Annotated in this window: 23 protein-coding genes and 2 pseudogenes; 6 read left to right on the forward strand and 19 right to left on the reverse strand. The window is 42.1% G+C overall.

Going from position 1 to position 23658, the window contains the following annotated elements; genetic code table 11:
- Positions 1-20 precede the first annotated feature (20 nt).
- The 4 genes from ACOMG9_RS03110 to ACOMG9_RS03125 form a co-directional block, all read right to left on the reverse strand.
- Positions 21-1421, reverse strand: coding sequence for an O-antigen ligase family protein (locus tag ACOMG9_RS03110; RefSeq protein ID WP_494529732.1), 1401 nt, complete (start codon positions 1419-1421; stop codon positions 21-23).
- A gap of 76 nt (positions 1422-1497) precedes the next feature.
- The gene (locus tag ACOMG9_RS03115) at positions 1498-2868 is read right to left on the reverse strand and encodes an undecaprenyl-phosphate glucose phosphotransferase (RefSeq protein WP_494529733.1); all 1371 of its coding nucleotides are present in this window, start codon (positions 2866-2868) and stop codon (positions 1498-1500) included.
- A 13-nt stretch (positions 2869-2881) separates the two neighbouring features.
- Entirely contained in the window at positions 2882-3259 is a 378-nt protein-coding gene (locus ACOMG9_RS03120) for a VanZ family protein (protein WP_494529734.1), read from the reverse strand.
- A gap of 83 nt (positions 3260-3342) precedes the next feature.
- Positions 3343-4725, reverse strand: coding sequence for a phosphohexomutase domain-containing protein (locus tag ACOMG9_RS03125; RefSeq protein WP_494529735.1), 1383 nt, complete (start codon positions 4723-4725; stop codon positions 3343-3345).
- 120 nt (positions 4726-4845) lie between these two features.
- Between ACOMG9_RS03125 and ACOMG9_RS03130 the strand changes: the two genes are divergently transcribed.
- From ACOMG9_RS03130 to ACOMG9_RS03140, 3 genes are all read left to right on the forward strand, one after another.
- On the forward strand, positions 4846-5169 hold the full coding sequence (locus ACOMG9_RS03130; protein WP_494529736.1) for a helix-turn-helix domain-containing transcriptional regulator: 324 nt from the start codon (positions 4846-4848) through the stop codon (positions 5167-5169).
- Between the two features lie 118 nt (positions 5170-5287).
- A complete protein-coding gene (gene brnA, locus ACOMG9_RS03135; RefSeq protein ID WP_494529737.1) occupies positions 5288-5521 on the forward strand; it encodes a type II toxin-antitoxin system BrnA family antitoxin in 234 nt (77 codons plus the stop codon).
- Positions 5522-5737: 216 nt separating this feature from the next.
- Positions 5738-6007 carry a hypothetical protein gene (locus ACOMG9_RS03140; protein ID WP_494529738.1) on the forward strand — a complete coding sequence of 90 codons (270 nt, stop codon included), beginning with the start codon at positions 5738-5740 and terminating at the stop codon, positions 6005-6007.
- A 66-nt stretch (positions 6008-6073) separates the two neighbouring features.
- On the opposite strand, the gene ACOMG9_RS03145 is transcribed toward ACOMG9_RS03140, so the two are convergent.
- Both ACOMG9_RS03145 and ACOMG9_RS03150 read right to left on the reverse strand, forming a co-directional pair.
- Entirely contained in the window at positions 6074-6409 is a 336-nt protein-coding gene (locus ACOMG9_RS03145) for a type II toxin-antitoxin system RnlB family antitoxin (RefSeq protein ID WP_494529739.1), read from the reverse strand.
- A gap of 4 nt (positions 6410-6413) precedes the next feature.
- The gene (locus ACOMG9_RS03150; protein WP_494529740.1) at positions 6414-7502 is read right to left on the reverse strand and encodes a type II toxin-antitoxin system RnlA family toxin; all 1089 of its coding nucleotides are present in this window, start codon (positions 7500-7502) and stop codon (positions 6414-6416) included.
- A 379-nt stretch (positions 7503-7881) separates the two neighbouring features.
- Between ACOMG9_RS03150 and ACOMG9_RS03155 the strand changes: the two genes are divergently transcribed.
- Positions 7882-8130 carry an AbrB/MazE/SpoVT family DNA-binding domain-containing protein gene (locus ACOMG9_RS03155; RefSeq protein ID WP_494529741.1) on the forward strand — a complete coding sequence of 83 codons (249 nt, stop codon included), beginning with the start codon at positions 7882-7884 and terminating at the stop codon, positions 8128-8130.
- Positions 8131-8244: 114 nt separating this feature from the next.
- On the opposite strand, the gene nadS is transcribed toward ACOMG9_RS03155, so the two are convergent.
- Positions 8245-8541, reverse strand: a complete 297-nt coding sequence (gene nadS / locus ACOMG9_RS03160; protein ID WP_494529742.1) for a NadS family protein — start codon at positions 8539-8541, stop codon at positions 8245-8247.
- Positions 8542-8923: 382 nt separating this feature from the next.
- Here nadS and ACOMG9_RS03165 point away from each other — a divergent pair, with 382 nt between their 5' ends.
- Together ACOMG9_RS03165 and ACOMG9_RS03170 are read left to right on the forward strand one after the other, a co-directional pair.
- Positions 8924-9172 (forward strand): AbrB/MazE/SpoVT family DNA-binding domain-containing protein, encoded by a 249-nt coding sequence (locus ACOMG9_RS03165; RefSeq protein ID WP_494529743.1) that lies wholly within the window; start codon positions 8924-8926, stop codon positions 9170-9172.
- Positions 9169-9585: a type II toxin-antitoxin system VapC family toxin gene (locus ACOMG9_RS03170; RefSeq protein ID WP_494529744.1), complete on the forward strand. Its 417-nt coding sequence runs from the start codon at positions 9169-9171 to the stop codon at positions 9583-9585. The genes ACOMG9_RS03165 and ACOMG9_RS03170 overlap by 4 nt, the downstream gene beginning before the upstream one ends.
- A 71-nt stretch (positions 9586-9656) precedes the next feature.
- Here the strand turns inward: ACOMG9_RS03170 and ACOMG9_RS03175 are convergent, their stop codons facing one another.
- From ACOMG9_RS03175 to ACOMG9_RS03230, 12 genes and pseudogenes are all read right to left on the reverse strand, one after another.
- Positions 9657-11141: a mannose-1-phosphate guanylyltransferase/mannose-6-phosphate isomerase gene (locus ACOMG9_RS03175; RefSeq protein WP_448215730.1), complete on the reverse strand. Its 1485-nt coding sequence runs from the start codon at positions 11139-11141 to the stop codon at positions 9657-9659.
- 393 nt (positions 11142-11534) lie between these two features.
- The gene (locus tag ACOMG9_RS03180; RefSeq protein ID WP_317143429.1) at positions 11535-11798 is read right to left on the reverse strand and encodes a DUF2442 domain-containing protein; all 264 of its coding nucleotides are present in this window, start codon (positions 11796-11798) and stop codon (positions 11535-11537) included.
- Positions 11791-12090 carry a DUF4160 domain-containing protein gene (locus ACOMG9_RS03185; protein ID WP_494529745.1) on the reverse strand — a complete coding sequence of 100 codons (300 nt, stop codon included), beginning with the start codon at positions 12088-12090 and terminating at the stop codon, positions 11791-11793. The genes ACOMG9_RS03180 and ACOMG9_RS03185 overlap by 8 nt, the downstream gene beginning before the upstream one ends.
- 154 nt (positions 12091-12244) lie before the next feature.
- Positions 12245-13150: pseudogene (locus ACOMG9_RS03190) on the reverse strand (mannose-1-phosphate guanylyltransferase/mannose-6-phosphate isomerase); the annotation flags it as partial.
- Positions 13151-13264: 114 nt separating this feature from the next.
- Positions 13265-15208: an acyltransferase family protein gene (locus tag ACOMG9_RS03195; protein ID WP_494529746.1), complete on the reverse strand. Its 1944-nt coding sequence runs from the start codon at positions 15206-15208 to the stop codon at positions 13265-13267.
- Between the two features lie 589 nt (positions 15209-15797).
- The gene (locus ACOMG9_RS03200; protein ID WP_494529747.1) at positions 15798-17225 is read right to left on the reverse strand and encodes a mannose-1-phosphate guanylyltransferase/mannose-6-phosphate isomerase; all 1428 of its coding nucleotides are present in this window, start codon (positions 17223-17225) and stop codon (positions 15798-15800) included.
- Between the two features lie 27 nt (positions 17226-17252).
- Entirely contained in the window at positions 17253-18695 is a 1443-nt protein-coding gene (locus ACOMG9_RS03205) for a lipopolysaccharide biosynthesis protein (RefSeq protein ID WP_494529748.1), read from the reverse strand.
- Between the two features lie 3 nt (positions 18696-18698).
- On the reverse strand, positions 18699-19697 hold the full coding sequence (locus ACOMG9_RS03210; protein WP_448215736.1) for a glycosyltransferase: 999 nt from the start codon (positions 19695-19697) through the stop codon (positions 18699-18701).
- 12 nt (positions 19698-19709) lie between these two features.
- Positions 19710-19865 (reverse strand): annotated as a pseudogene (locus ACOMG9_RS03215) (DapH/DapD/GlmU-related protein); the annotation flags it as partial.
- 344 nt (positions 19866-20209) lie between these two features.
- The gene (locus tag ACOMG9_RS03220) at positions 20210-21349 is read right to left on the reverse strand and encodes a glycosyltransferase family 4 protein (RefSeq protein ID WP_448215737.1); all 1140 of its coding nucleotides are present in this window, start codon (positions 21347-21349) and stop codon (positions 20210-20212) included.
- Between the two features lie 4 nt (positions 21350-21353).
- Positions 21354-22460 carry a glycosyltransferase family 4 protein gene (locus tag ACOMG9_RS03225; protein ID WP_448215738.1) on the reverse strand — a complete coding sequence of 369 codons (1107 nt, stop codon included), beginning with the start codon at positions 22458-22460 and terminating at the stop codon, positions 21354-21356.
- The gene (locus tag ACOMG9_RS03230; protein WP_448215739.1) at positions 22438-23625 is read right to left on the reverse strand and encodes an O-antigen ligase family protein; all 1188 of its coding nucleotides are present in this window, start codon (positions 23623-23625) and stop codon (positions 22438-22440) included. Before ACOMG9_RS03230 ends, ACOMG9_RS03225 begins: the two co-directional genes overlap by 23 nt.
- Positions 23626-23658: the final 33 nt, after the last annotated feature.

Below are 23658 nucleotides of genomic sequence, written 5' to 3' on the forward strand. Positions count from 1 at the left end.
AGCCTCTCACCAGAGATCTTTTACCTGCGTGTTTTGCCAACCGTCGGCAAATATCGCGCCAGCAATGCCAGCGCCATCATGCAGACAAAATACGCTGAGTTAGAAGGGATTTGCAGATTAAAATCCACCGATGAGTGAATCATAATGGCCAGAATGCCCATAAAGGCAGTAAAGCCCATACCAATCATCAGCCGATTACGACGCTGGCGCATGGCCACAATGGCATGCCAGACCGCAGCGAGTACCATCAGCGCCAGAATGGCATAAGCGAGCAAACCAAACTCCAGGGGAAACTGTAGAAAATCATTATGGGCCAAGTCATAATACCCCTTCCAGCTACCATCGTGATAATAAGGCAGTGTCGTATAGAAGGAGCCGCCACCGGAGCCGGTCAGGCCAAAATCACCAATGGCATTTAATGTCACTTCGGAGACATTAGGACGGGTCTCCCGTTCCAGTGAAGTCTGCTCAAGACGCTCCACCACCTTCTCCAGGCCAAACCATTGACTGACAATAGCAATGTCGATCACCAGTAAACTGACAAACAGCACCACCATACTCCGGCTCAGCTGTTTTCGACAGATGACGTACAAAAAGCCGGTCACCATCAGGCTTGTGAAAAACGCAGTATTCCCCATACGTGAGCGCGAGAGCACCAGACCAATCACCATAATGGCCAGCCCGGTGCGGAGAATTACCTTATTGCTCATCAGGGTTTTCAGGGTGCGGTGCAGCCATTCCTGCCAACTTTGGGAAGGTCGCTCATTAAGCTGGGCAATCAGCAACCCCATACCAGCGGCTAAAGTCATCTCCAGAAAACCGGCAAAACTGTTACGGTTCACAAAGGTACCGGTGGCGACACCGAAGTAAGAGGGCTTATCCCGGAACAGCAAAACCTCCAGACCTGAAAGCGTAGTTAATGAACCAAACACTGCTTGTAAAATACCTGAAATGACCAGCACCCAGGCAAAGATTTTCAGTTTCTCAGGCCGGTCAATCAGTAGAAGACACAGGCAAAACAGCAGGTAATAAGCCATTGTCAGCAAGGCCGTAACCAGCGTGGCAAATGGATCAATAGAGAGTGGAAGCCATTCGGGAAGAGGCAATTCCAATGCCAAACCGGCTTGAGAATGAACATCCCACGCATGGGGGGAAATCGTTTTTACCCAGTCAGCCGGTAGCGGCGTTTGTTGTATAAACAGCCAGCTGGTGATCAGAATAAACCCAACATGAAACCAGCGGGCTTTCTGAAAAACAAGGGTCACCGGCAGCCGATTCAGGGCATAACCCAGTAACCAGAACAACGCCAGCCCGAAGACCAGCATCATCAAAATCCCCATCGCCCACTCGGGCTTGCTGCCTTCGGGTAACGGCAGCCAGAGCATCACCGCCAGCAATGCTAAAAAAAGAACTTGTTTCATGTTTATTTAAATCCGCTGCCCGCTGCTCATAAAAGTCTCAGTCTTATCTTTTTCGGGCAAGGCAGGCAGCGTCAAATCAATAGGCGTTAGGGTTCATAAACCCTTTAAACACGGTACCGATGATAATCCTGATATCCAACCACAGCGACCAGTTGTTGATGTATTCCAGGTCACACTCCACCCTTCGCTGCATCTTATCCAGTGTATCGGTCTCACCCCTGAAGCCACGCACCTGGGCCAGACCGGTAATACCCGGTTTCACTTTATGGCGTTTCATATAGGATTCCACCAGGTCTTTGTAATACTCATTATGAGCCAGGGCATGAGGCCTTGGCCCGACAATGGACATCCGCCCCTGCAGCACATTAATAAACTGGGGCAGCTCATCCAGACTGGTGCGGCGAATAAAGGCACCGACTTTAGTCACTCGCGGATCACCTTTGGTGGCCTGGGTTACTTTACCTTCGCCTTCCTTATGTACCTTCATACTGCGGAACTTATACACTTTCACCTGCTTGCCAGAAGCACCGTGACGGTATTGCCTGAAAAACACGGGCCCCGGTGACGAAAGCTTCACGGCAATCGCGACACCGATCATCACGGGTGATATCAGCAACAGAATCAGGCTAGCAAACAGAATATCAGACATCCGTTTAATAAAAGCGTTACTGTTGTCCATGGGGGAGCAACTGATATCCAGGGTAACAAAATCACCGACTTTGGTAATGTTATGGTTTAACAGCGGCAGATCCTGCAGTCCTGGCATGTAACGAATGTTGGCGGTACTGTGGCGCAGGGTGAACAGCACCGGCTGAAGCAGAGCGTTTTTGTTAAAGGGAATACAAAGCCAGCACTCATCAAAGCCTTTATTTTCAGCAAGGTATTCTTGTAGCTCTGCCAGTGCCTGCTCATTACTGTGATGCTCAATCACATGTTGCAAACGGAAACCCAAGCTGTTGTCTTTGGAAAAATAGGCGCGCATTGCCTCAAAGTTACGGCCTTCGCCAATCACCAGCACATGCCGGGTATTGCGACCGCGCCGTCGAATCGACATCAATATACGATAGAGAACAAAGCGGGTCAGCAGCGCCATGAAAATGCCTCCCACCCCCCAGATCAATAACCAGATTCGGGAATACTGCGCAGAGGTTTTGGTCAATACCAAAATGGCAAACAACGTCATAAACGACAGAAGCCATGCAGCAAAAACTCTGCTGAGCCGCTCAATGAGTTTACGCCCCCGCCACGGCGAGTAAACATCACACAAAAACGAAAAAACCACGACCAAAAGGGCCTGTATGGCCATCACATTCACATAATGGGTGGCATGATTCCCAAAACGGATATATTCGGACAGCTCCGCACAGCCAAGGGCGATGGCTACGTCCATAATCACCAGCAAAAAAAGGGGCAGGCGGGAGCGGCCCGATAACAATGAGGTAGGCATTTACAATAAGACTCTATCTTTTTGGAGTACAACCGTTCTTCAAATTTCTCCACTGCGCTACCATAAACGGCAAAGCAGCCAGCAACAAGCCGGAACAGGTTATGAGAAAATCCAGTGGGTTAAAATTCCGCAGGGGCAAAAAAAACTGCAAACTTTCATCCAGGGCACAGCCAATAATCAACAGTATTAACAACCAGCCCCGTTGCCAGAATCCTGAGCTGGCCAGATGCGCTAACACAGAGAGGATAAACGCCATGACAAAATGCATCTGCAGATTGCCGCCCAGAAAATGTTCAATACTGCCCCAGGCCCATTTGCCATAGCCCAGACTCTTACTGGCGGAAAGAATCACCACAAAGGCCAGCCAGCCAGCCGCTATAATCCGTACCATTCACAACCCTGTTTATTGGCGACAAAGGCACAGAGAATGAGTTTTTTAAAAAGAAAAACTCCGTGCCTCCGTGTCCAAAACAATCACTGCCGAATCAAACTCAACAGTTCAGATGTTTTTTCTTCCATCAGCGCCACATCCCCCCGGCTTTCCACATTCAGCCGAATCACTGGCTCAGTGTTAGAAAGGCGCAAGTTAAATCGCCAGTCACCCATGTCCAGAGAGATACCATCGGTATGGTCCACCGCCACCGCATCCTTTTCATAAATTGCCAGAGTGCGATCAATAGCCGCTTGTGGATTATCCAATGTACTGTTGATCTCACCAGAGGACGGAAACAGGGCAATCCGCTCGGCCACCAGTTCAGAAAGCTTCTTGCCCTTATGGGACATCAACTCCGCCACCAGTAGCCACGGAATCATCCCGGAATCACAGTAGGCAAAGTCACGGAAATAATGGTGCGCACTCATCTCGCCACCGTAGACCGCATCCTCTTCCCGCATCCGTTCCTTGATAAAAGCATGGCCGGTTTTACACAACACTGGCACACCACCGGCACTGGAAACCTGATCAATAGTATTCCAGGTCAATCGGGGGTCATGGATAATTTTCGCACCGGGATAGTGAGCCAAAAACGCCTCGCCCAACAGCCCGACAATATAATACCCCTCAATAAACTGGCCTTTTTCATCAAACAGGAAGCAACGGTCAAAATCCCCATCCCAGGCAATGCCCATATCGGCCTTGTGCTCAAGAACCGCATCCACCGTTGCCTGCCGACAGTCGTGTAACAACGGGTTAGGAATGCCATGGGGAAAGTGACCATCCGGCTCATGGTGAATCTTCACAAACTCCACCGGCACAGCAGATGCCTTAAACCGCTCCTCAATGGCATCAATCACATGCCCGGCAGCGCCATTGCCGGCATTGACCACCAGTTTCAGAGGCTTTAGCTCCTCCGGTTTGATATACCCCAGAATGTGATCCACATAGGGAGCAAGGTTGCTGATCTGCCGATAAGAACCTAATGGGGTATCCGGGGAGCCTGTTCTATTCGGCTCCACAAACACATCTTCAGCCAACCGCTGAATTTCACGCAACCCGGTATCACCGGAAATCGGCTTGCTTTCTTCCCGCACCAGCTTCATCCCGTTGTAGTCTTTCGGGTTATGGCTGGCCGTGACCATAATGCCGCCATCTGCCTTCAGGTGCGATGTGGCAAAGTAAATCTCTTCGGTGCCACACAGGCCGATATCAATCACATCCGCCCCGCCAGCCCGAAGACCGTCGCTCAGAGCAGCTTTTAACTCAGGCGTAGACAGGCGAATATCGCCCCCCACCACCATGGTTTTGGGTTTTAGATATTCCGCTGTTGCCCGGCCAATCCGCCAGGCGACAGCTTCATTCAATTCATCAGGCATACGGCCACGGATATCGTAAGCCTTGAAACAAGAGAGTTTGGTCATTGTAAACCCCGAAAATAAAAGTTCGGCAACCAGCTGATTTATTGACTAAGTTGCCTCAATAAAAGAAAAACAATCCGGCTCTAATGTTGATATAAGCCAAAAACCAGTGAGAACTTCGCTATGCCATTAACACGAGATTGCAAAAATACAATACAGGCCCGGGCAGAACGAGATCCTGATTTTGCCTGTGCCCTCCTGGACGAAGCCACAAACCTGTTCCTTAACGGTGAGTCCGATGCCTCCCGAATGGTTCTAAGGGATCTGGTAAATGCCACGATCGGTTTCGAGCAGTTGGCGAATACTACCCAAAAATCCGGCAAAAGCCTTCATCGAATGTTATCGGGCAAAGGAAACCCCAGTATGGATAATCTGGCAGATATATTTTCTGCACTGCGAGAAAAAATGCAGGTTTCATTGCAGGTTCAGATCGTGCCTCAGCCATAAGCTCTGAAAGTTCTGGTCAGGCTGGATGGGAAGCACTGGACTGCCGTATTTACGCCACGTAAAGATAAAACCCGAATTATTTCAGTACGTCGCTCAAGATCCAAAGAGATAGCCGCATATGAAAGCCAAAGAATTTGACCAGGCCTTTGATGAAGGCCACGACAGCATTGATGAACATATTGACTGGCCCAGCGCTCAGCGTCCCGGCCTGGAAACCCGTCGAATCAATATCGACTTTCCTGCGTGGATGATCGCCGCGCTCGATCGCGAGGCAGCAAGGCTTGGTATTGCCCGGCAAGCTGTGGTCAAAACCTGGCTGGCCGAAAGACTGGATCAGGGAAGGCGGAGTTAGCTAATTGCTCAGACGTTAGTTCTGCAGAACCGCTGTAACAGCATTTGCGGACACCATCCAGATTTACCAGCTCACCTCTAATTTCTTGCGATGAGAGCACTATTCCCAAGGCTTTTAAACCCGGCCAGTCAAGGGAAAAAATCCACAAACTCATCGAAATGCCAATTTATTTTTGTGTGCTATGCCGATCCCTCAGCCACCTTTCAGTAGTAAAGCATGAGCTTGAGAAATCACCGAACGTCTGACACAGAACTTGACCATATCCGAGACACCCTGACGGGTATGGTCACATATGCCAGCAATACCCGTGGCGAAATGCTCCGGAGGTTTGATCAACAGGATAAAGAAATTGCTGCATTAAAATCGGATGTCACGGTCCTAAAGAAAGATGTCACAGTCTTGAAGGAAGATGTCAAAGTCCTTAAGGAAGATGTTGGGGAAATCAAAGGAACGTTAAAAATCATACTATCCCGACTTCCCGGCTAAAATTTTATACGGCTAACGACTTTCAAAAAGAAAACCTTGTCCCAGAATTTTTCTTTAGGTTTTCTTTTAGAAGTTTTTCAGCTCTGAAAAAGACAATACACTCTTTTTCAGTAAATCTGGATGAGTACGAAAGTAATTATCCTGTTTATTTATCAAATTTTGATCAATATCAGTTGGAGTCTTAAATGATTCTCTGTCGAAGTTTTTTCCATTAAAAAATAATGTTGCAAAACGGTTATCACTCTGGCCATTAAAAACCAAAAGGTCAAATACGACAACGCCACAATAATCAATAGACTTAAGCTCAGCGCTCAATGCTTTTAAATGTTGCATAGGATGATATCCAGCAATAGCAGTAATCACTGCTATTATCGAGTTATCGACCTTGCGAAATTTAATCATTTTATTATTGCAACCTGTATAAGTTATTGATTAACTTGTAACAATCCTTGCTTAGCTCTATAGCTTTCTCGAGCGTATCAATTTTCCTGCTTGCGTCCGTGAAGTCTTCCATATGAAATAAGGTGTGCCGGTGCTTCCTGAAAAACGCATAGGTTCTTTCAAATGCCTTTACCCTATCGACTGATCCAATGCGATCCTTGAACTCTTTTTTTAGCGCTACATTCTCACCTACAACTGAGAAGAAAGCTCCAAAACCAGACTTTTCATCACCAGGATACATCCCACAATCGCATAGCATAGATCTTAATACCCCCTCTAATGCTCTCAGGTCAGGGAACAACAGCATGGAGTACTCAGGCAGCTTAGGAGATGCAAGTTTTACACAGCAGCCCGCAACTAACAACTCCTTGATGGTTTTGGATAAATATTCAAACGAGTCAGTCAGTTGATTTTTAAGATAGTCTTGGGCCAATTCAGCTCTTACTATCTGGGCTGTATTTTCTTCTGTCCGACTTAAAACTGCCTGCAAGCCAGCCAGATCAAGCAACTCAGTAAGCAAATAAATTAATCGCCTGTATGAAAACAGCGGTTTCCCTTGTATTGCTAACAAGTTACTGGTTTTAAAGTGAGTAACTGTAATCGTGTCCTGATGCTGAAGACTAGTGATCTTGAACACTTTACGTACATCGTTCTCTTGATCAATAGATATTTCAAACTCATTAGCACCATCATCCAAAAAACAGTTGTCAACCTCTTCTATGACGGGCTCAATATCATCAGCATAAATGCCTTTTAGAGTGTAGTTAACTGTAAGAAACTCATGAGGATCTATTGTTTCCAAGAGAAAATTAGCAAGCTTTGCACCGAGTTCTTGGTTTTTACCAAGTTTGTGATTAATACTTGTGGTTCCATCATTATTCAAATGTAGATCGATGATAGCATCATCTACTCCGACATAACCTATCGTAATTCTTTTTTTCTTGTTGCTGGCAATTTGATTTGCTCTTAAGCTTAAGGAGTTGGATTCTGCAAATTCCTCAATATAACTATCAATTGACTCTCTTTTTAAATTCAGACTTTTGTAGTTGCACATTGCCGATAACTCCAATAAGGCGGTAGTTTTTCACAGCTTAATAGAAAGGAACGGAAAAAGTTTAGCAATCCTTTCGGAAATAGTAAGGAAAGTTTAACTCATAACCAAAAACGATGACCTCCTGATTATCAGTTTTTTTCAATGCATAGATCCAGTTGACCATACCGGCACAAACCATCACACTCTACCGTAAGTAACCACAAACTGCACAATATCAACCTCCGCAAGACACTCCCCGCTCTGTGCTCAAAGTCAAAAATGTATGACCAGAATTGCTGGTTATGCACAAAGAAAGACCAGACCCCGGCTTCTTCTGTGTAAAATCTGTGCCTACGTTAGTATTACCATTGCAATACAGTAATACATAAAGAGGTGCGATGTGCATAAATTAACGACCAAAAGACAAGTGACTATTCCTCAAAGCATCTGCCAAAAGCTCGGGCTAAAACCAGGCGACTTTATACAGGTTTTCGAGCGCGACGGTGTGGCACATTTGGTAAAGATGACCTCTGATAACCTCTCTGGCACCATCAAATTATCCGGTAATGCTCATCTGCCCCTATCGCCAGAGAACTCCAAAAAAGCCATCAAAGACAAAGCCGCCAGAAAATTCCGGGGCGAACAATGATTGCTGTGGATACCAATGTGTTGTTGCGTTATAGACCGCAACACATTGAACAGCCTGCATAAAATCATTTTTCTTTTTCGAGAATCCCTCGTTAATAGGGTCTATCTCACGTTCTCATTGATGAAGCAGAGCCATTGCCTGGGCAGGGTTGTTGCGAAACATAATAAGTAGAGATCTGGTCGGCCCGAGCGGTTTTCTCACCTTTTGTTCCCAACTTTGTACTGTCTTGATGCTCACCCCAATGAGGGCGGCAAACTTCTCCTGTGAAAGGTGCGTTGCCTTCCTGATAGCAAAGACGTCAATCTCTTCATATTTGAACGACAGTGAATGTTTCTTAATACCTTTGTTAATGTCGATCGCTTCCCTGACGCTCTCCACCAATTCATCAAAGTTAAATTCATGGTCACTCATTGCAAAACTTCCTCGCTAGTTCTGACAGTAACTTTTTCTCGGCACTTGTACCCAGTGAGAATAGCTCAGGCAAATGGTAGCAAAAATACGGACCCTGACTGGATTCAACACTTCATAGCAGCTCAACTCCAGAAGGTACAATGGCTTATCGACAAGAATCACTTTATAGCGCCACTGGAAAAGATGACTAACCCATCCATAGCGAAACACCTTTAATGAGGGGCAAGAAACGATTCATAGCTCCTGCTAATACAAAAGAAGGTAAATTTCCAAGCTAAACCGTAACCGTCTCTTTCCTAAAACATTTTCTCGAAGCGTTACTCTTTACTTATTAAAATCTAATACTATTATCTATTAATAATTACTAGACCGGAGTCATATCATGCAAATCGCCATAGTCAACCAGAATGGTCAGATCACCATTCCAGCTCAGATGCGGGCACAGCTTGAATTAAAAAAAGGTTCGGAGGTAATGATATCCATGACTCCTTCTGGAGAAATCATTCTGCAGGTACCTGACAAAAAAGTAAGGCCAAGTATTGATGAGATATTTGATCGCTTCCAGCCTTCTCTGGAGCCTGAGGAATTTGAAGCATTACTGGAAGATAACCGTTCGGAGATCAACCAGTGAAACGAGTATTCCTTGATACCTGCATCCTGATTGACGCGTCCAACAGAAACAGCGAATTTTGCAGCTGGTCAAGATCATTACTCAGTGAGATTCGTAACAATGGGGCCATGCCAGGCTTCATTTCACCCATTGTTTTTTCAGAGTTCAGCGCAGCCTTTCAGACCACTGCCGAGGTAGTGGCACAAATTGAGGCTCTTGAGCTCACCATTCAACACCCCTGCGTAGAAAGTCTCCACCTTGCTGCCCGGAAGCACATTATATACCGTCGTAATGGTGGCCGAAAAACAGGAACACTGTCGGATTTTTTCATAGGCTCCCAGGCTGTTGTTGAAAAAGGTGTTCTGGCCACCAGAGACGTTACCCGGTTTAAAACTTACTTTTCTACTCTGCCGCTGATTACACCAGACAATTAAGGAACGCCGCTCGCCTCCCGCTCCCCATAAAAGATAAGAGCTGTGTTTTTTCGGGCAGCGGGCGGCGTCAATCAAGCCCTACCGTACGTATCCTCAAACCGGACAATATCATCCTCACCCAGATACCCGCCGCTTTGCACCTCAATCAACTCAAGGTCAAACTTGCCGGGGTTTTCCAGTCGATGCACGACACCAATAGGAATATAAGTCGATTGGTTTTCAGTCAGCAGTATTTCCTGATCGCCATTGGTGACCAGCGCTGTGCCTTTGACAACAATCCAGTGTTCGGCCCGGTGATGGTGCATCTGTAAAGAAAGCTGCGCACCCGGCTTAACAGTAATGCGCTTAACCTGGAAGCGGTCGCCCATATCAATCGAGTCGTAGGCACCCCAGGGGCGATAAACCTTACGGTGCAATTTAGCTTCAGACCGGTTAGCTGCCTTTAGCCGTTCAACAATCTTTTTAACATCCTGCACCCGGTTCTTATGGGCCACCAGAATGGCGTCGTCGCTTTCGGTGATCACCAGATCATCGACGCCCAAGGTGGCAATCAGTTTTTTCTCACTGCGCACGTAAGTGTTACGGGTATCATGGAGCAGAACATCACCCAGGGTGGAGTTTCCAAACTCATCTTTTTCAGAAATATCTGCCAGCGATGACCAGGAGCCAACATCAGACCAGCCTGCATCCAAGGGAACCACCACTGCATCGGTGGTTTTTTCCATCACGGCGTAATCTATGGACTCCTCCGGGCAGGCTTTAAAGGCCAATTCATCCAAACGGACGAAGTCCAGATCAGCAGTTTGTACTTCCATGGCTTTCTGGCAGGCTTCCAGAATATCCGGACGGAACTTGTTCAATTCCTCCAGATAGCGCGAGGCTTTGAACAGGAACATGCCGGAGTTCCAGTAATAGTCACCTGTAGCCAGATAACCCTGTGCCGTTTCCAGATCTGGTTTCTCTACAAACTGCTCCACAGGCATTATTTTTACAGCAGAAAGGCTCGAAGGCTCAAAGGTTTCTTTTTGCTCATCAGAAGAAAAACCTTGTGCCTTTGTCCCACTGTCGTTCAAGGCTTTTATATAACCGTACCCTGTTTCCGGATGACCAGGCACAATCCCGAAAGTGACCAGCTTGCCATCAAGAGCCGCAGGCAACGCAGCCTCAACAGCCTGATGAAAAGCATTGACATCATTAATCACATGATCCGCAGCCAATACCAATAACAGCGGCTCTTCATCTTCGGAGAGGGTCTTGGCTTTTAAAGCAGCCAAGGCAACAGCAGGTGCAGTATTCCGCCCCACTGGCTCCAGAATAATTGCAGAGGCTTTGCGATTCATCTGGCGAAACTGCTCTGCTACCAGGAAGCGGTGCTCTTCATTGGCAATCACCATTGGAGCGGAAACAGAGTTTAGCCCATCCAACCGGCTCAATGTGTTTTGCAGCATGGTCTGTTCATTAACCAGCGGCAGAAACTGCTTTGGGTATAAAGAACGGGACTGGGGCCAGAGGCGGCTGCCGGAGCCGCCGGACATGATTATAGGTATTAAATTCATAATTTTTAAGGTGCAGTCTTTTTAAAAAATAATCTTTGGTGTCTTAATACACTTGTGATAAGCATGGAGATTTCAGCCTTAAGACAAGGCGACGATCGCCAACACTGGATTAAGACTCAAATCTTCAGCGCAATAGGGAGTTAGGGACCGTTACTCACGTCCTGCTCAATGTTGATCACTATAAAGAGATCACCCGCAAGGCTGCCAATATTCTTGAACTGCTGGCTATGCCCGAAGCGAAGGATGTCGATCTGGTAGCAGAGCCTTTAAAAGACAACTTTCTGAAACCGGCAGATTTTTCCTGATGTACCTGCTTGATACCAACGTTGTCTTGGAGCTACGCAAATTTAAAAGCTTATTTGCCCCATAGGCAACTTATTTAGAGGACAATTCCTATGCAGCTGGCTTAACCAGTTTACCGGATTCTTCCAGCCTTTTATAAAGGCTGCCCGCACTGAACTCCAGGCCATTAGGCCAGCAAAGAGCACCCAGTTCGATAAAGAAGCGCTGAAAAAAAACGCCATCCTCTAAAGCCAGGGTAAGGCTGGTTTTATGTGACAACATTTCACTAAAATCCATAACACCAAAGCTGCCATCAGAAAAGCGAAGCTTTATTTCCAGCCTTGTCTGATAAACAGCCTGAACAATTTTAATCATTATCAGCTCCTGCTATACGCCCAAGTGGTTGGAGATCCATTGCCCTTTGCCAATTCTCTGTCAACTCAGCCTGATGCAACAAACACCAGTCACCAACAAGCTTTGCAGCTTTTTTGGGTAGGCGACCTTCCAGAATATAGCCTGTGGATATTTCTACCAGCGCCTCATGCCCCTGATACTCGGCATGAATATGCGGTGGCGCATGATCGGCGTGGTACATCCTGATATAAATCCCAAAAAAACTTGATATCACTGGCATCGCGGTATTCCCGTTGAGTGAATTATTTTGCATTCAACACCGCAGATACAGTCTATACCATTAGCTTTGGGTTATGAGGGAATAGTTAATGCCAAGAAACGCTGCCCTGTGCCCGCTTACCAAAAGAACAAAACGCTTGTGATTAACGTGAGGCGGGCAGCGGGTGGCGGCATTCACCCACGACTCATCACACCCTACCGTACGTATCATCAAACCGCACAATATCATCCTCACCCAGATACCCGCCGCTCTGCACCTCAATCAACTCAAGGTCAAACTTGCCGGGGTTTTCCAGTCGATGCACGACACCAATGGGAATATAAGTCGATTGGTTTTCAGTCAGCAGAATTTCCTGATCGCCATTGGTGACCAGCGCTGTGCCTTTCACAACAATCCAGTGTTCCGCCCGGTGATGGTGCATCTGTAAAGAAAGCTGCGCACCCGGCTTAACAGTAATGCGCTTAACCTGGAAGCGGTCGCCCATATCAATGGAGTCATAGGCACCCCAGGGGCGATAAACCTTACGGTGCAATTTAGCTTCAGACCGGTTAGCTGCCTTTAGCCGTTCAACAATCTTTTTAACATCCTGCACCCGGTTTTTATGGGCCACCAGAATGGCGTCATCGCTTTCGGTGATCACTAGATCATCAACGCCCACGGTGGCAATCAGCTTTTTTTCACTGCGCACATAGGTGTTGCGGGTATCCTGCAACAGAACGTCACCCTGACAAGCGTTACCGGATTCATCTTTTTCACAGATATTAGCCAACGATGACCAAGAGCCTACATCGGACCAACCCGCATCCAATGGCACCACAACGGAGTCGGTGGTTTTTTCCATCACGGCATAATCGATAGATTCATCCGGACAAGCATGAAATGCAGCTTCATCCAGCCGAACAAAATCCAGGTCAGCGCTTTCAGCCGCCATGGCCTTTTCGCAGGCTTGCAGAATATCGGGGCGGAACTTGTTCAGCTCTTCCAGGTAACGAGAAGCTTTAAACAAGAACATTCCAGAGTTCCAGTAATAGTCACCGGAAGCCAGATAGCCCTGAGCCGTTTCCAAATCTGGCTTTTCCACAAAATTGTCTACCGGAGAAACCTATTCACTGTTCTCGGTTAACGTTTTACTGGCCTTAATATAGCTGTTCGAGAACCTTCTCAGCACCAGCATAAGTCACCAACCAATCGTGAACAATAGCTACTTTCATTTAGAACTCAATAATTGAAAACTTAAATATATAGATAGAATCTTGTTTACCAGTAGCTCAGCAGCACCTAGTGATGGATGATCATCATCAAAATACATAGGTGATCCATTTATAAATGAGTAGCACAGCTCCTGATCACAAAAATAGTCAACTGGATCGACTAGAAAAACATTTTTCGGAAATTCTGTATTAATGAGGTAGTCACGAATCAATTGATTTCTTTTCAGATAGTATGCTCTAGACGTATCAGAAACGTTGTTTATCTCATCGCCTAGCAAGAGTTTTCGAAAAGCCACTTTGTTAATGTCTTCACTAAGTTCAGGAATTGGAAGAATAACAAAAACCTTTTCTTTATTTTTAGAAAGATCAGTAATCATATGATAAGTGGAGTCTAAGATATACTTTCGACCTTCATTTTTATTAAGACCTTCTGATAATGCAGGTCTCTCATCTGGCAAGTAGGGGTAGCTTGCTATATTGTCACCGAAGAGGCTGGATGTGTATCTGTAACCTATCACGACATTTTTTATTGTTGCGTCCTTGATAACTTCGGCTACAACCTTATTTGTCCAATTAACACATTGATTATTAATTTCACGTTTATAAGACATATCACAATTTGAAAGAGTGAACTGTTTTAAACCTGTATCTTCTTCCTTTAATTTGCTAGCTAAAACATAAGACAGCTCAATAGCATGGCTATTTCCGATTACAGCCCATTCTGCTTTATCTTCAAAATACGTACATGGATTAGAGACTCTTCCATTACATTCAAATGCTTTTGGAGAACGAGCTATTTTATAAATTTCAGTAGTATTGAATCGATTGACAAATCCACTATTGAGATAAATCATTGTAGAAATACAGCCAATTAAAACAACCATTAAAAATGGAGGGTAAGTTAATATGTGTCTCCATTTTCGTGCCTTGGATTGAAAAACATATCTTTTTTCAATCAAGTAATAAGATAAATAGCCAAGAATGAATGTTGCTGATAGACCTACAAGAATAGAAACAAAGCTATCGATTGAAAGATAATTCATTAATACGACAACTGGCCAATGCCACAGATATAATGAATAAGATGACTTTCCTATACTCTGTGAAATAGAGTTATTTAAAATAAAAGACTTGTCCCTTCCTGAATAAATAATTAAAACTGTACCTATTGTTGGAATTATCGTCAAAATGCCCGGCCACTTAGTACCTTCAGGTAGAAGGAAAAAAGATGCCAGAATAAGTATTAGACCGGTTACCTCTAGCCACCTTTTCGTAAAAAAAACTTTTGACGCGTGCCCACTCCTAAAAGGAAACAAATAAACTATACCACCAAGTAGCATCTCCCAAGCTCGAGCCTGTAATAAATAATACGAGTTATTATAACCGTAATAGCTCATATATAAAGACAAGAGAAAACTTATTAAGGTAACTGACAGTATAAAAAATCTTAACTTACTTAAACCAAATAAACTGACATAAAGAACAATGAGAATCGGGTATAAAAAGTAGAATTGCCACTCAACAGATAAAGACCAAGTATGAAGTAGCCATTTATAGCGAGAAGCCGAATCAAAATAGCCACCGGACTCCATTGAGTATATAAGATTAGAAATAAACCCCATACTGCTGGCAACATGTTTACCGAGGGGTTCATAATCTAACGGCGTTAAATAGAACCAACCAAGTATCAACAGTACGGAGCATAAGACAAATAAAGGTGGAATAATTCTGCGTGCACGAGAAATATAAAATGATATCAAGGAAAAAGAGTTACTTTTAATGCCTTCAACAATAATACCTGTCATTAAATAACCAGATATTACAAAAAAAACATCAACTCCCACAAAGCCACCAGGCAACCAACTTTCATTAAAATGAAAGAGAACTACTGCTAGAACTGCTATAGCTCTAAGTCCATTTATATCTTTACTAAACTTCACTTTTTATTACCATATAACAAAGTAAGAATCCAATCAGGGTGCTGACTCCCTCTACTTCTTGAGATCGAATTTTGACGGACTTGCCTCGAATTTCTCTTTCTAGGTTTTCGGGGTCATCTCTTGGATCTTGCGCCGGATGCTGTTAAACGATGCGTTGAGGCACGTCAACGTAGTACTTGTGGATGAATGACCGCAAGAAGTCAACTGATGATTAGAACCTAGAACAAGGCAACGTTGTAGTTTCATTCCTCCGTCCAGCAAAGAAACCAGTTCTTTCTCCCCATTGGAATATTCCTGAGGCTACCCCGCTACGTTCCAGGTAATTGGTGTCAATAGCAACAACCGGGGTATTTTGATAAACTAGAAACTACTTTTCCCGTGTGTTCACGTAGCTAAGTGCTTTGATGAATGGATTGATTTTTCAGTAGATCCAGTCGTTGCAGTTGTTCCTAATGCCAGTTAAAAAGACGGTCAAGCAGTGGCTTCCCATTATTCCTCTTCCATCTTCCCGGAAAAACCAAAACACATGTGCATAAGGAATTAGCAAGCGGGCAGCAAGTGGTAATATTCACCCACAACCCGTAACTCATCAAGCCCTACCGTAGGTATCCTCAAACCGCACAATATCATCCTCACCCAGATACCCGCCGCTCTGCACCTCAATCAACTCAAGGTCAAACTTGCCGGGGTTTTCCAGTCGATGCACGACACCAATGGGAATATAAGTCGATTGGTTTTCAGTCAGCAGAATTTCCTGATCGCCATTGGTGACCAGCGCTGTGCCTTTCACAACAATCCAGTGTTCCGCCCGGTGATGGTGCATCTGTAAAGAAAGCTGCGCACCCGGCTTAACAGTAATGCGCTTAACCTGGAAGCGGTCGCCCATATCGATGGAGTCATAGGCACCCCAGGGGCGATAAACCTTACGGTGCAATTTAGCTTCAGACCGGTTAGCTGCCTTTAGCCGTTCAACAATCTTTTTAACATCCTGCACCCGGTTCTTATGGGCAACCAGAATGGCATCATCGCTTTCGGTGATCACCAGATCATCAACGCCCACGGTGGCAATCAGTTTTTTTTCACTGCGCACATAGGTGTTGCGGGTATCCTGTAACAGAACGTCACCCTGACAAGCGTTACCGGATTCATTTTTTTCACAGATATTAGCCAACGATGACCAGGAGCCTACATCGGACCAACCCGCATCCAGTGGCACCACAACGGAGTCAGTGGTTTTTTCCATCACGGCATAATCGATAGATTCATCCGGGCACGCATGAAATGCAGCTTCATCCAGCCGTACAAAATCCAGGTCAGCGCTTTCAGCCGCCATGGCCTTTTCGCAGGCTTGCAGAATATCGGGGCGGAACTTGTTCAGCTCTTCCAGGTAACGAGAAGCTTTAAACAGAAACATTCCCGAGTTCCAGTAATAGTCACCGGAAGCCAGATAGCCCTGAGCAGTTTCCAAATCTGGCTTTTCCACAAAATTGTCTACCGGCGAAACCTGTTCACTATTCCCGGTTAACGTTTTACTGGCCTTAATATAGCCATACCCGGTTTCCGGATGGGTAGGAACGATACCAAAGGTCACCAGCTTGCCATCGCTTGCCGCAGGTAATGCAGCTTCAATCGCCTGATGAAAAGCCTGAACATTCTGAATCACATGGTCCGCAGCCAATACCAGCAGTAATGGGTCTTTCTCTTCAGATAATGATTGAGCTTTCAGGGCTGCCAGAGCTACGGCGGGTGCCGTGTTTTTACCGACAGGTTCAAGAATAATGGCCGAAGACTGCCGCCCCATCTGACGGATTTGTTCTGCTACCAGGAAGCGGTGTTCTTCATTGGCAATGACTAACGGATCAGATACCGAATCTAACCCATCAAGCCGGGCAAGTGTGTTCTGCAACATGGTTTGTTCGTTTACCAGTGGCAGGAACTGCTTTGGGTATAGAGAGCGGGACTGGGGCCAGAGGCGGCTGCCGGAGCCGCCGGACATTATTATGGGTATGAGGTACATAGAAAATGAATTTGTATGGGTTAGTAATTAAGATGTTTTAAAATAAGTAGTGATATGTTTTTTCGTTAGAATGAAAAAAAGAATCAAAAAAGTCGCAACAAATAAGGAAAATAATGAAATATCAAAAATTGCTACTTTGTAATCTGAAATTTTTTTTTTACTAGAATCGTAGAAAAATAAGTTAATATATGGCAGCAAAACAACAAAGCTCAGCATAAAAAAATGCATATATTTAGTTGACTTAAATACATTCTTGTGAAGGATATAAAAACACTGAAAATAACTTATTAAAAATGAGCCAGACAAAAGAATACAGAGGATAATTACATCACCGTATAAAATCCCAGTAACGATAGCAGCCACATTAACAACAGATGAAAAAAGACCACACTTGAACATTTCCCTTGTTGCACCAAAGGCTTGGAAAACTCCACCTGTACTGCTTAATACTACTTGAAGTGTTACCGTTACTGAAAGAACCTTAAGAATATTTGCAGTTTCGTTCCATTGTGGCCCGAATAGAATAAACACTGCCTCATCTGAACACCAAAACAGTACTGTCGATGCAAAAAAACCAAAAAATACCAACTTAGTTATTATTTTATAATATTCTATTTCAACCAACTTTGGCTTATCTTTGTGCTTAGTGAAGACGGGATGAAGAGCAGGTGTAATAGCAAATGTAAAAAGCTGAAGAGGATAGCGCATAATTTGATATGATTTCTCATAAACACCCGTTACAGTTACACCAAAGTATTTTGATATTAAGAGGGTGTCTAAATTTCTTGAAAAGAAATTAAGTATGTTAAATGCCATTTGGTATTTGGCCATAGAATAAAGTAAGGTTATTGCAGTTATTTTTTTTCCAAAAGTCGGCCTGCCAATAGATGTTTCTGCACATAAATAGTAATAACCAATGAACCGAGCAATTGGTACTATCACTAATTTTAACGCTAGTGCTTCAACTCCGTAGTTCCAAAAATAAAATAGAGCACAAACAGCTAAAGAAGTTATTTCTGCCCCAATCTCACACCAAGCAATACTACCAAATTTAATGTCTTTTTGAAGTGATGCTATAGGTAACATGGATAGTGCAGAAAAGAACACATTAAAAGCTAGAACGAATGAAAGAAAGTTGTATTCATTCAGGTTTAGCCAGCTAGATATAAAGGGTGTTAACAAGAAAAAAAACAGTGAGAATAAAATTCCTACTGAAAGTGTAAAAGTAAATATTCCATCTCTTTGTTCTTTCGTAAGTACATCATGATAAACAATCGAAGAAGTTAAACTTGAATTAGCTAACATTTGAAAAAATAGAATAAATACCTGGAAAGTGGCAATTACTCCAAACATTTCTGGTGTAAATAAACGGGATAAAATAGCAAGAGATAATATTTGGAATACATATAGTAAATACTTCCCCATCAAGCTGTTACGAACAGCGCGATTTATCTCTGTTGTCAGTTTCATTATCTACGCCATTAATAAGTTTTTAATTTTTTCTGAAAATTCAATATTTGTAATATCTATGGGTTTTGTTGATGTATTTTCTGAAATTAGATTGCTGAAATTGAGTTCAGGTAGATGATCTTCTGGAAAAACAACTTTAAATTTACCTTTGTTGATTTCTTTGGCTATCTGCAGCTGGTGATCGTCTGAAAACTCAGAAAATTTTCTCACCCTTGGTACAAATATGACATGTTTCTGGTATGTTAAAAACATATGAATACTGCCAATACCACAATGGCTAATAATCAAGCTAGCTTCTTTGACATATTGCTCTAGCTCTTCTCGAGTCAATGTAGAAACAACAAGTCCATTTTCTGGTTCAGTAATTACCTTTGTACAGCCGTATTGTATCAACCAGCGTACTCTGGAGTCCTTGTAGTAACTTGAATCTTGAACCAATTTTATCAAACGATCAAACGGATAATCATTTGTTCCTAAAGTTACGAGTATTAATGGTAAGCTTGAACTACCTTTAACCTGTTTATTCGTCAATCGATTTAAACCAAGAATATCAAAGCACTTTCCCATATATTCAACATTATTTACACTTGCAGTATTTTCCCATTGGGTAAAAAATCTAGAATATAGGTGATATTTCTTGATAAGCTTTCCAGTGTTAGAAAGTTCAACAACACGTGATAGAGTATCGAGATAAATAAATTTTAATTTGATAAATTTACAGATTAAAGCAAACGGTAATACGATTGGCCCACCTGTGCTAAATACTGCATATGGTCTTTCTCTGAATATGACAAAGGCAGCAAAAAAAATATTGACAAAATGAATAAATGGATTGTATTGAGTATCCCATATCCTATAAATTTTTCTTATTCTTGTGTTTTTTATATTCACTTTATTGGAAACCAGTACAATATTTTCACATTTTGTTGTAGAACACATTGCTTGTGTTAAGTGCCCACCAGCAGATGCTACTACAAGTATTTTTTTCCTAATATCTTGCATTTTTGCTCACTTCCTAAATTTGATTAATTTGGCAGGCGTGCCAGCAACTATTGCGTAGGGCGGTATATCTTTCGTTACAACTGCTCCTGCTCCGATAATTGCACCATCTCCAATAGTTACACCAGGTAAGACAATCACATTACGACCAAGCCATACATCATCACCAATGTTTACTAATTTCTCTTCTTTATAACCTTGTAATGAGATAGGTATGTTTGTTAATGAATACTCATGCATTCGGCTTAAGATAGCCACATTAGGAGCTATAAGAACATCATTTCCTATCGTTGCTTTTTCAATGTAGACATTCTCATTAATCCGGCACCCTGTGCCGAACTTTATGTGTTTTCCATCTGCAATGTAAACGTTTGTACTCACTAAAGATGGATTACCCCCTTTTTTCATAATTTTTAGAATATTTTTAAAGTACCACACCCTTATATTTGAGAAGGTTTTTATAAACTGTGACCTTGGGAGCTTAAAAAGAAAAAGGTAGTAAATGCCAACTTTTATCATAATCTGAATTTTTCAATCTTCGATAAATATAACTTTACAATAGAGTTTCCAGTAAATTTATCGAGAAAACCTCTTTTAATATTTTTATTTATCTCTGAACAGAGTTCTTCATTATTCTTTTCAAGAAAAATTATTGCATCACTTAGTTCATCAATATTTTGGCTATTCACCTTCACGCCAATTTTTTCGATTGAAAAAAAACCATCAATCCCAGTATTTGCCATATAAAGAATTGGTGCACCATTAGCTAATGATTCTATATATGACATTCCAAATGTCTCATTTAATGCAGGTAGCAACATACCTTTGCTCTTGTGTAATTTTTCAAGAACTATATTATGTGGTAATTGACCTAATAGTCGGACATTATCCTGTATTCCAAGTTCTACAATTTTATCTGAAATAATACTCTTGATTTTTGAATCACCATCTCCAATAACTTCAAGTATGATTTCGCAGCCATTCTTTTTTAATTTAGAAATGGCACATAACGTTGATAATAAACCTTTGCGAATGTATTGGTGATAGCTCAATATAAACAGGTAATTGCATCGTTGGCTATTTAAATGTGAGTTAATATTTTCAATTCTGCATATATTTGGGAAATTTACGTTATCAAAATTTTTAGTATTTAGATACATAGTGATTTTTTTTTTCGCCCAAGGGCTAACCCAAAATATACACTGAGCACCATTGAGGATATTAGAAAATGTTGATCTACAATCACTTAGTCTTTTAATATTTCTTATATCAGAACTTCCTCTAACGGATATAAAATAAGGTGATTTTGTTTTCTTTGCAAGGAAATAGGTAAACAAACCTTCAGTGGTTAGCTTATGACCATGTATTAAATCAAACTGTAGATTTCTTAAGATAAAATAAACAACAACTGTCCAAAAATAAATCAATGGTTTATAAATGAATTTAACAGGCAAAGCCCAGTAAACAAGTGAATAACCATCCTCGAACTTTTTGAAAGATATCTTGAAAGGATTTGATGTGCGGTTTATTGATAAAACATACTGTAAAGTTGAAGTATCAACTTTCTTTAACTCATGAAGAAGGTTATAAACTGCTTTCGTAGAAGGATATGGCCGCCCGTCAGGGTAGTCCTGATGTATATGTAATATTTTCAAATTATTACTCCAATAGTTTTTCAACAGTATTGGTAAAGGTTCCTCTAAAATTTTCTCTGGAAAATCTCTGAGCATTATCCCTGATTTTTATTGAAGAAAGTGTTGGTAGAATTTCTTCACTCTTATTAATAGCAGCAATGAGGCTGCCTAAACTTTGATCATTAAAATGCACTCCAGTTTCACCATCAATGACTGTTTCCAAACAACCCCCTTTACCCAATGCAATTACTGGAGTACCACAAGCCTGAGCCTCTACAGGAATAATTCCAAAATCTTCCTCTGCAGCAAATACAAATGCTTTTGCCGAACGCATATGCTCCACGAGGCTTTCATCCGATTGATAACCCAGTAATTCAATATTGCTAGCACTACCCTTAATTTTCTTGATTTTATCAAACTCAGGCCCAGCACCAATCACCTTTAGTCGCAGTTCTGGAAGCTTGGTAAATGCTTCAACAACTAAATCTACCCGTTTATACGGTACGAGCCTTGAAGCAGTCAGATAATAGTTTTGTTTACTCTCTTTCAGCTTAAATCTATCAATATCCACAGGGGGGTATATTACATCAGCTTGCCTGCGGTAGCATTTAGTTATGCGTTCCTTAACAAATTCTGAGTTGGCTACAAAATGATCCACACCAAAGGATGATCTCACATCCCAAATACGAAACTTGTGAAGAAAGTACCGAGCAACCATTGACTTTAAGCCTGACTCCATACCACTTTCTTTAAGGTACTGGCTTTGGAGATCCCATGCATACCTGGCAGGTGAATGGCAGTAGCTGATATGAACTTGATTTGGTCCGGTTATAACACCTTTTGCCACGGCATAGCTGGATGAAATTACCAAGTCATAGCCAGATAGGTCAAACTGCTCAATTGCAATAGGGAATAACGGAAGGTAACTACGGTATTTTTTTTTTGAAAATGGCAGTTTCTGAATAAATGAAGTGGTAACTATTTTATTGTTAAGCCACTGCCTACTAGCAACAGGTAGATAGTCAACTAACGTGTAAATGTCTGCAGCTGGATAGATTTCAATTAATTCTTGAAGAACTTTCTCAGCTCCACCGTTAACAACCAACCAGTCATGAATGATAGCTACTTTCATTTTTAAGAATTCCATTTTTAATCATAAAGCCAGAAGTAATTGTAGTAACAAAACAAAACCACATTACATGCTGATCTTTCAATAAAGATGACTCGAATAAACCGTGAACAAAAACGACAAATATAATAGTGCTTATTAAAGATGAGTTGATATATTTTAAGGTTAAAATTATAAAACCTAAAATCATCAATGAAAGTGCAGCACCTATCTGGAGAGCAAGTTCTATGTAGCTATTGTGCGCTGAGCTTATGAATCGAGTAAAACTATATTGATCATCTAGGATGAATGGTGGATTGCCTGTTGCAAAATAAGCTCCGTAACCATAACCATTAATTAGTTTTTGATAAGAAAAAAGATCATAATAAAGATTATCCCATAATATGCCTCTGCCAGTAAATGCACTAGCGTCGATATATTGTGCAATATACCAAACATCACCATGTATGTAATACACCATCGGTATAACGAAAAATATCAAAGATATTATGATGATAATTGAAATCGTAAAAATTTTTTGTAGGTTATTTTTAAAACTTTGAAGAAAATAAAACGAGAGCAAGAGCGCTATAGATGTTTTACTCATTGACCATAATAAAAATATAAATAAGAATAACAGTATATTTTTTTCATATCTTTTCGGTTTGTTCAAACTATCAATATTTTTTGCAAGTTTGTATAATAAAAAAATTACCAACAAATATGCGCCCAATGTATTTTTTGTTACAGCCCAACCACTAAATGCTATACCATTCATACCAACACCCATAATTATTGACAAAATGCCAACAAATAGAGAGGCAAACATTAATATATATATTGATGTAAAAAAATTATTATTTTTTATTGAATAATATGCAGAACTAGCGACTGTAAATGTGAAAATTACTTGAAATAGCAGTCTTTTTAGAGTAAATGCTGGCTCCTTAGACCATAAATAAGAAAAAGATAACATCAAGATTACTGAAAAGAAAAATAGAAGTGTTTGTGCATAGCTCTTGGAAAGTGTTTTTCTGACCAATTCTCTAAAAAAAGAAAAAATGTATAAACCAAAGAACAAGAGCCAGAATACCTGTTTTAGCTTACTCCCACCAGAGATCGTCTCATTAAAATCAGCAAAATCTATGGCCATTAAGAGTTTTTTTTGTGTTAGATCTGGTGTAAGCAACGAAAAACACCATAATGTGATTATGACAAATCC

The sequence above is a fragment of the Endozoicomonas sp. PH6C genome, from assembly GCF_059322965.1.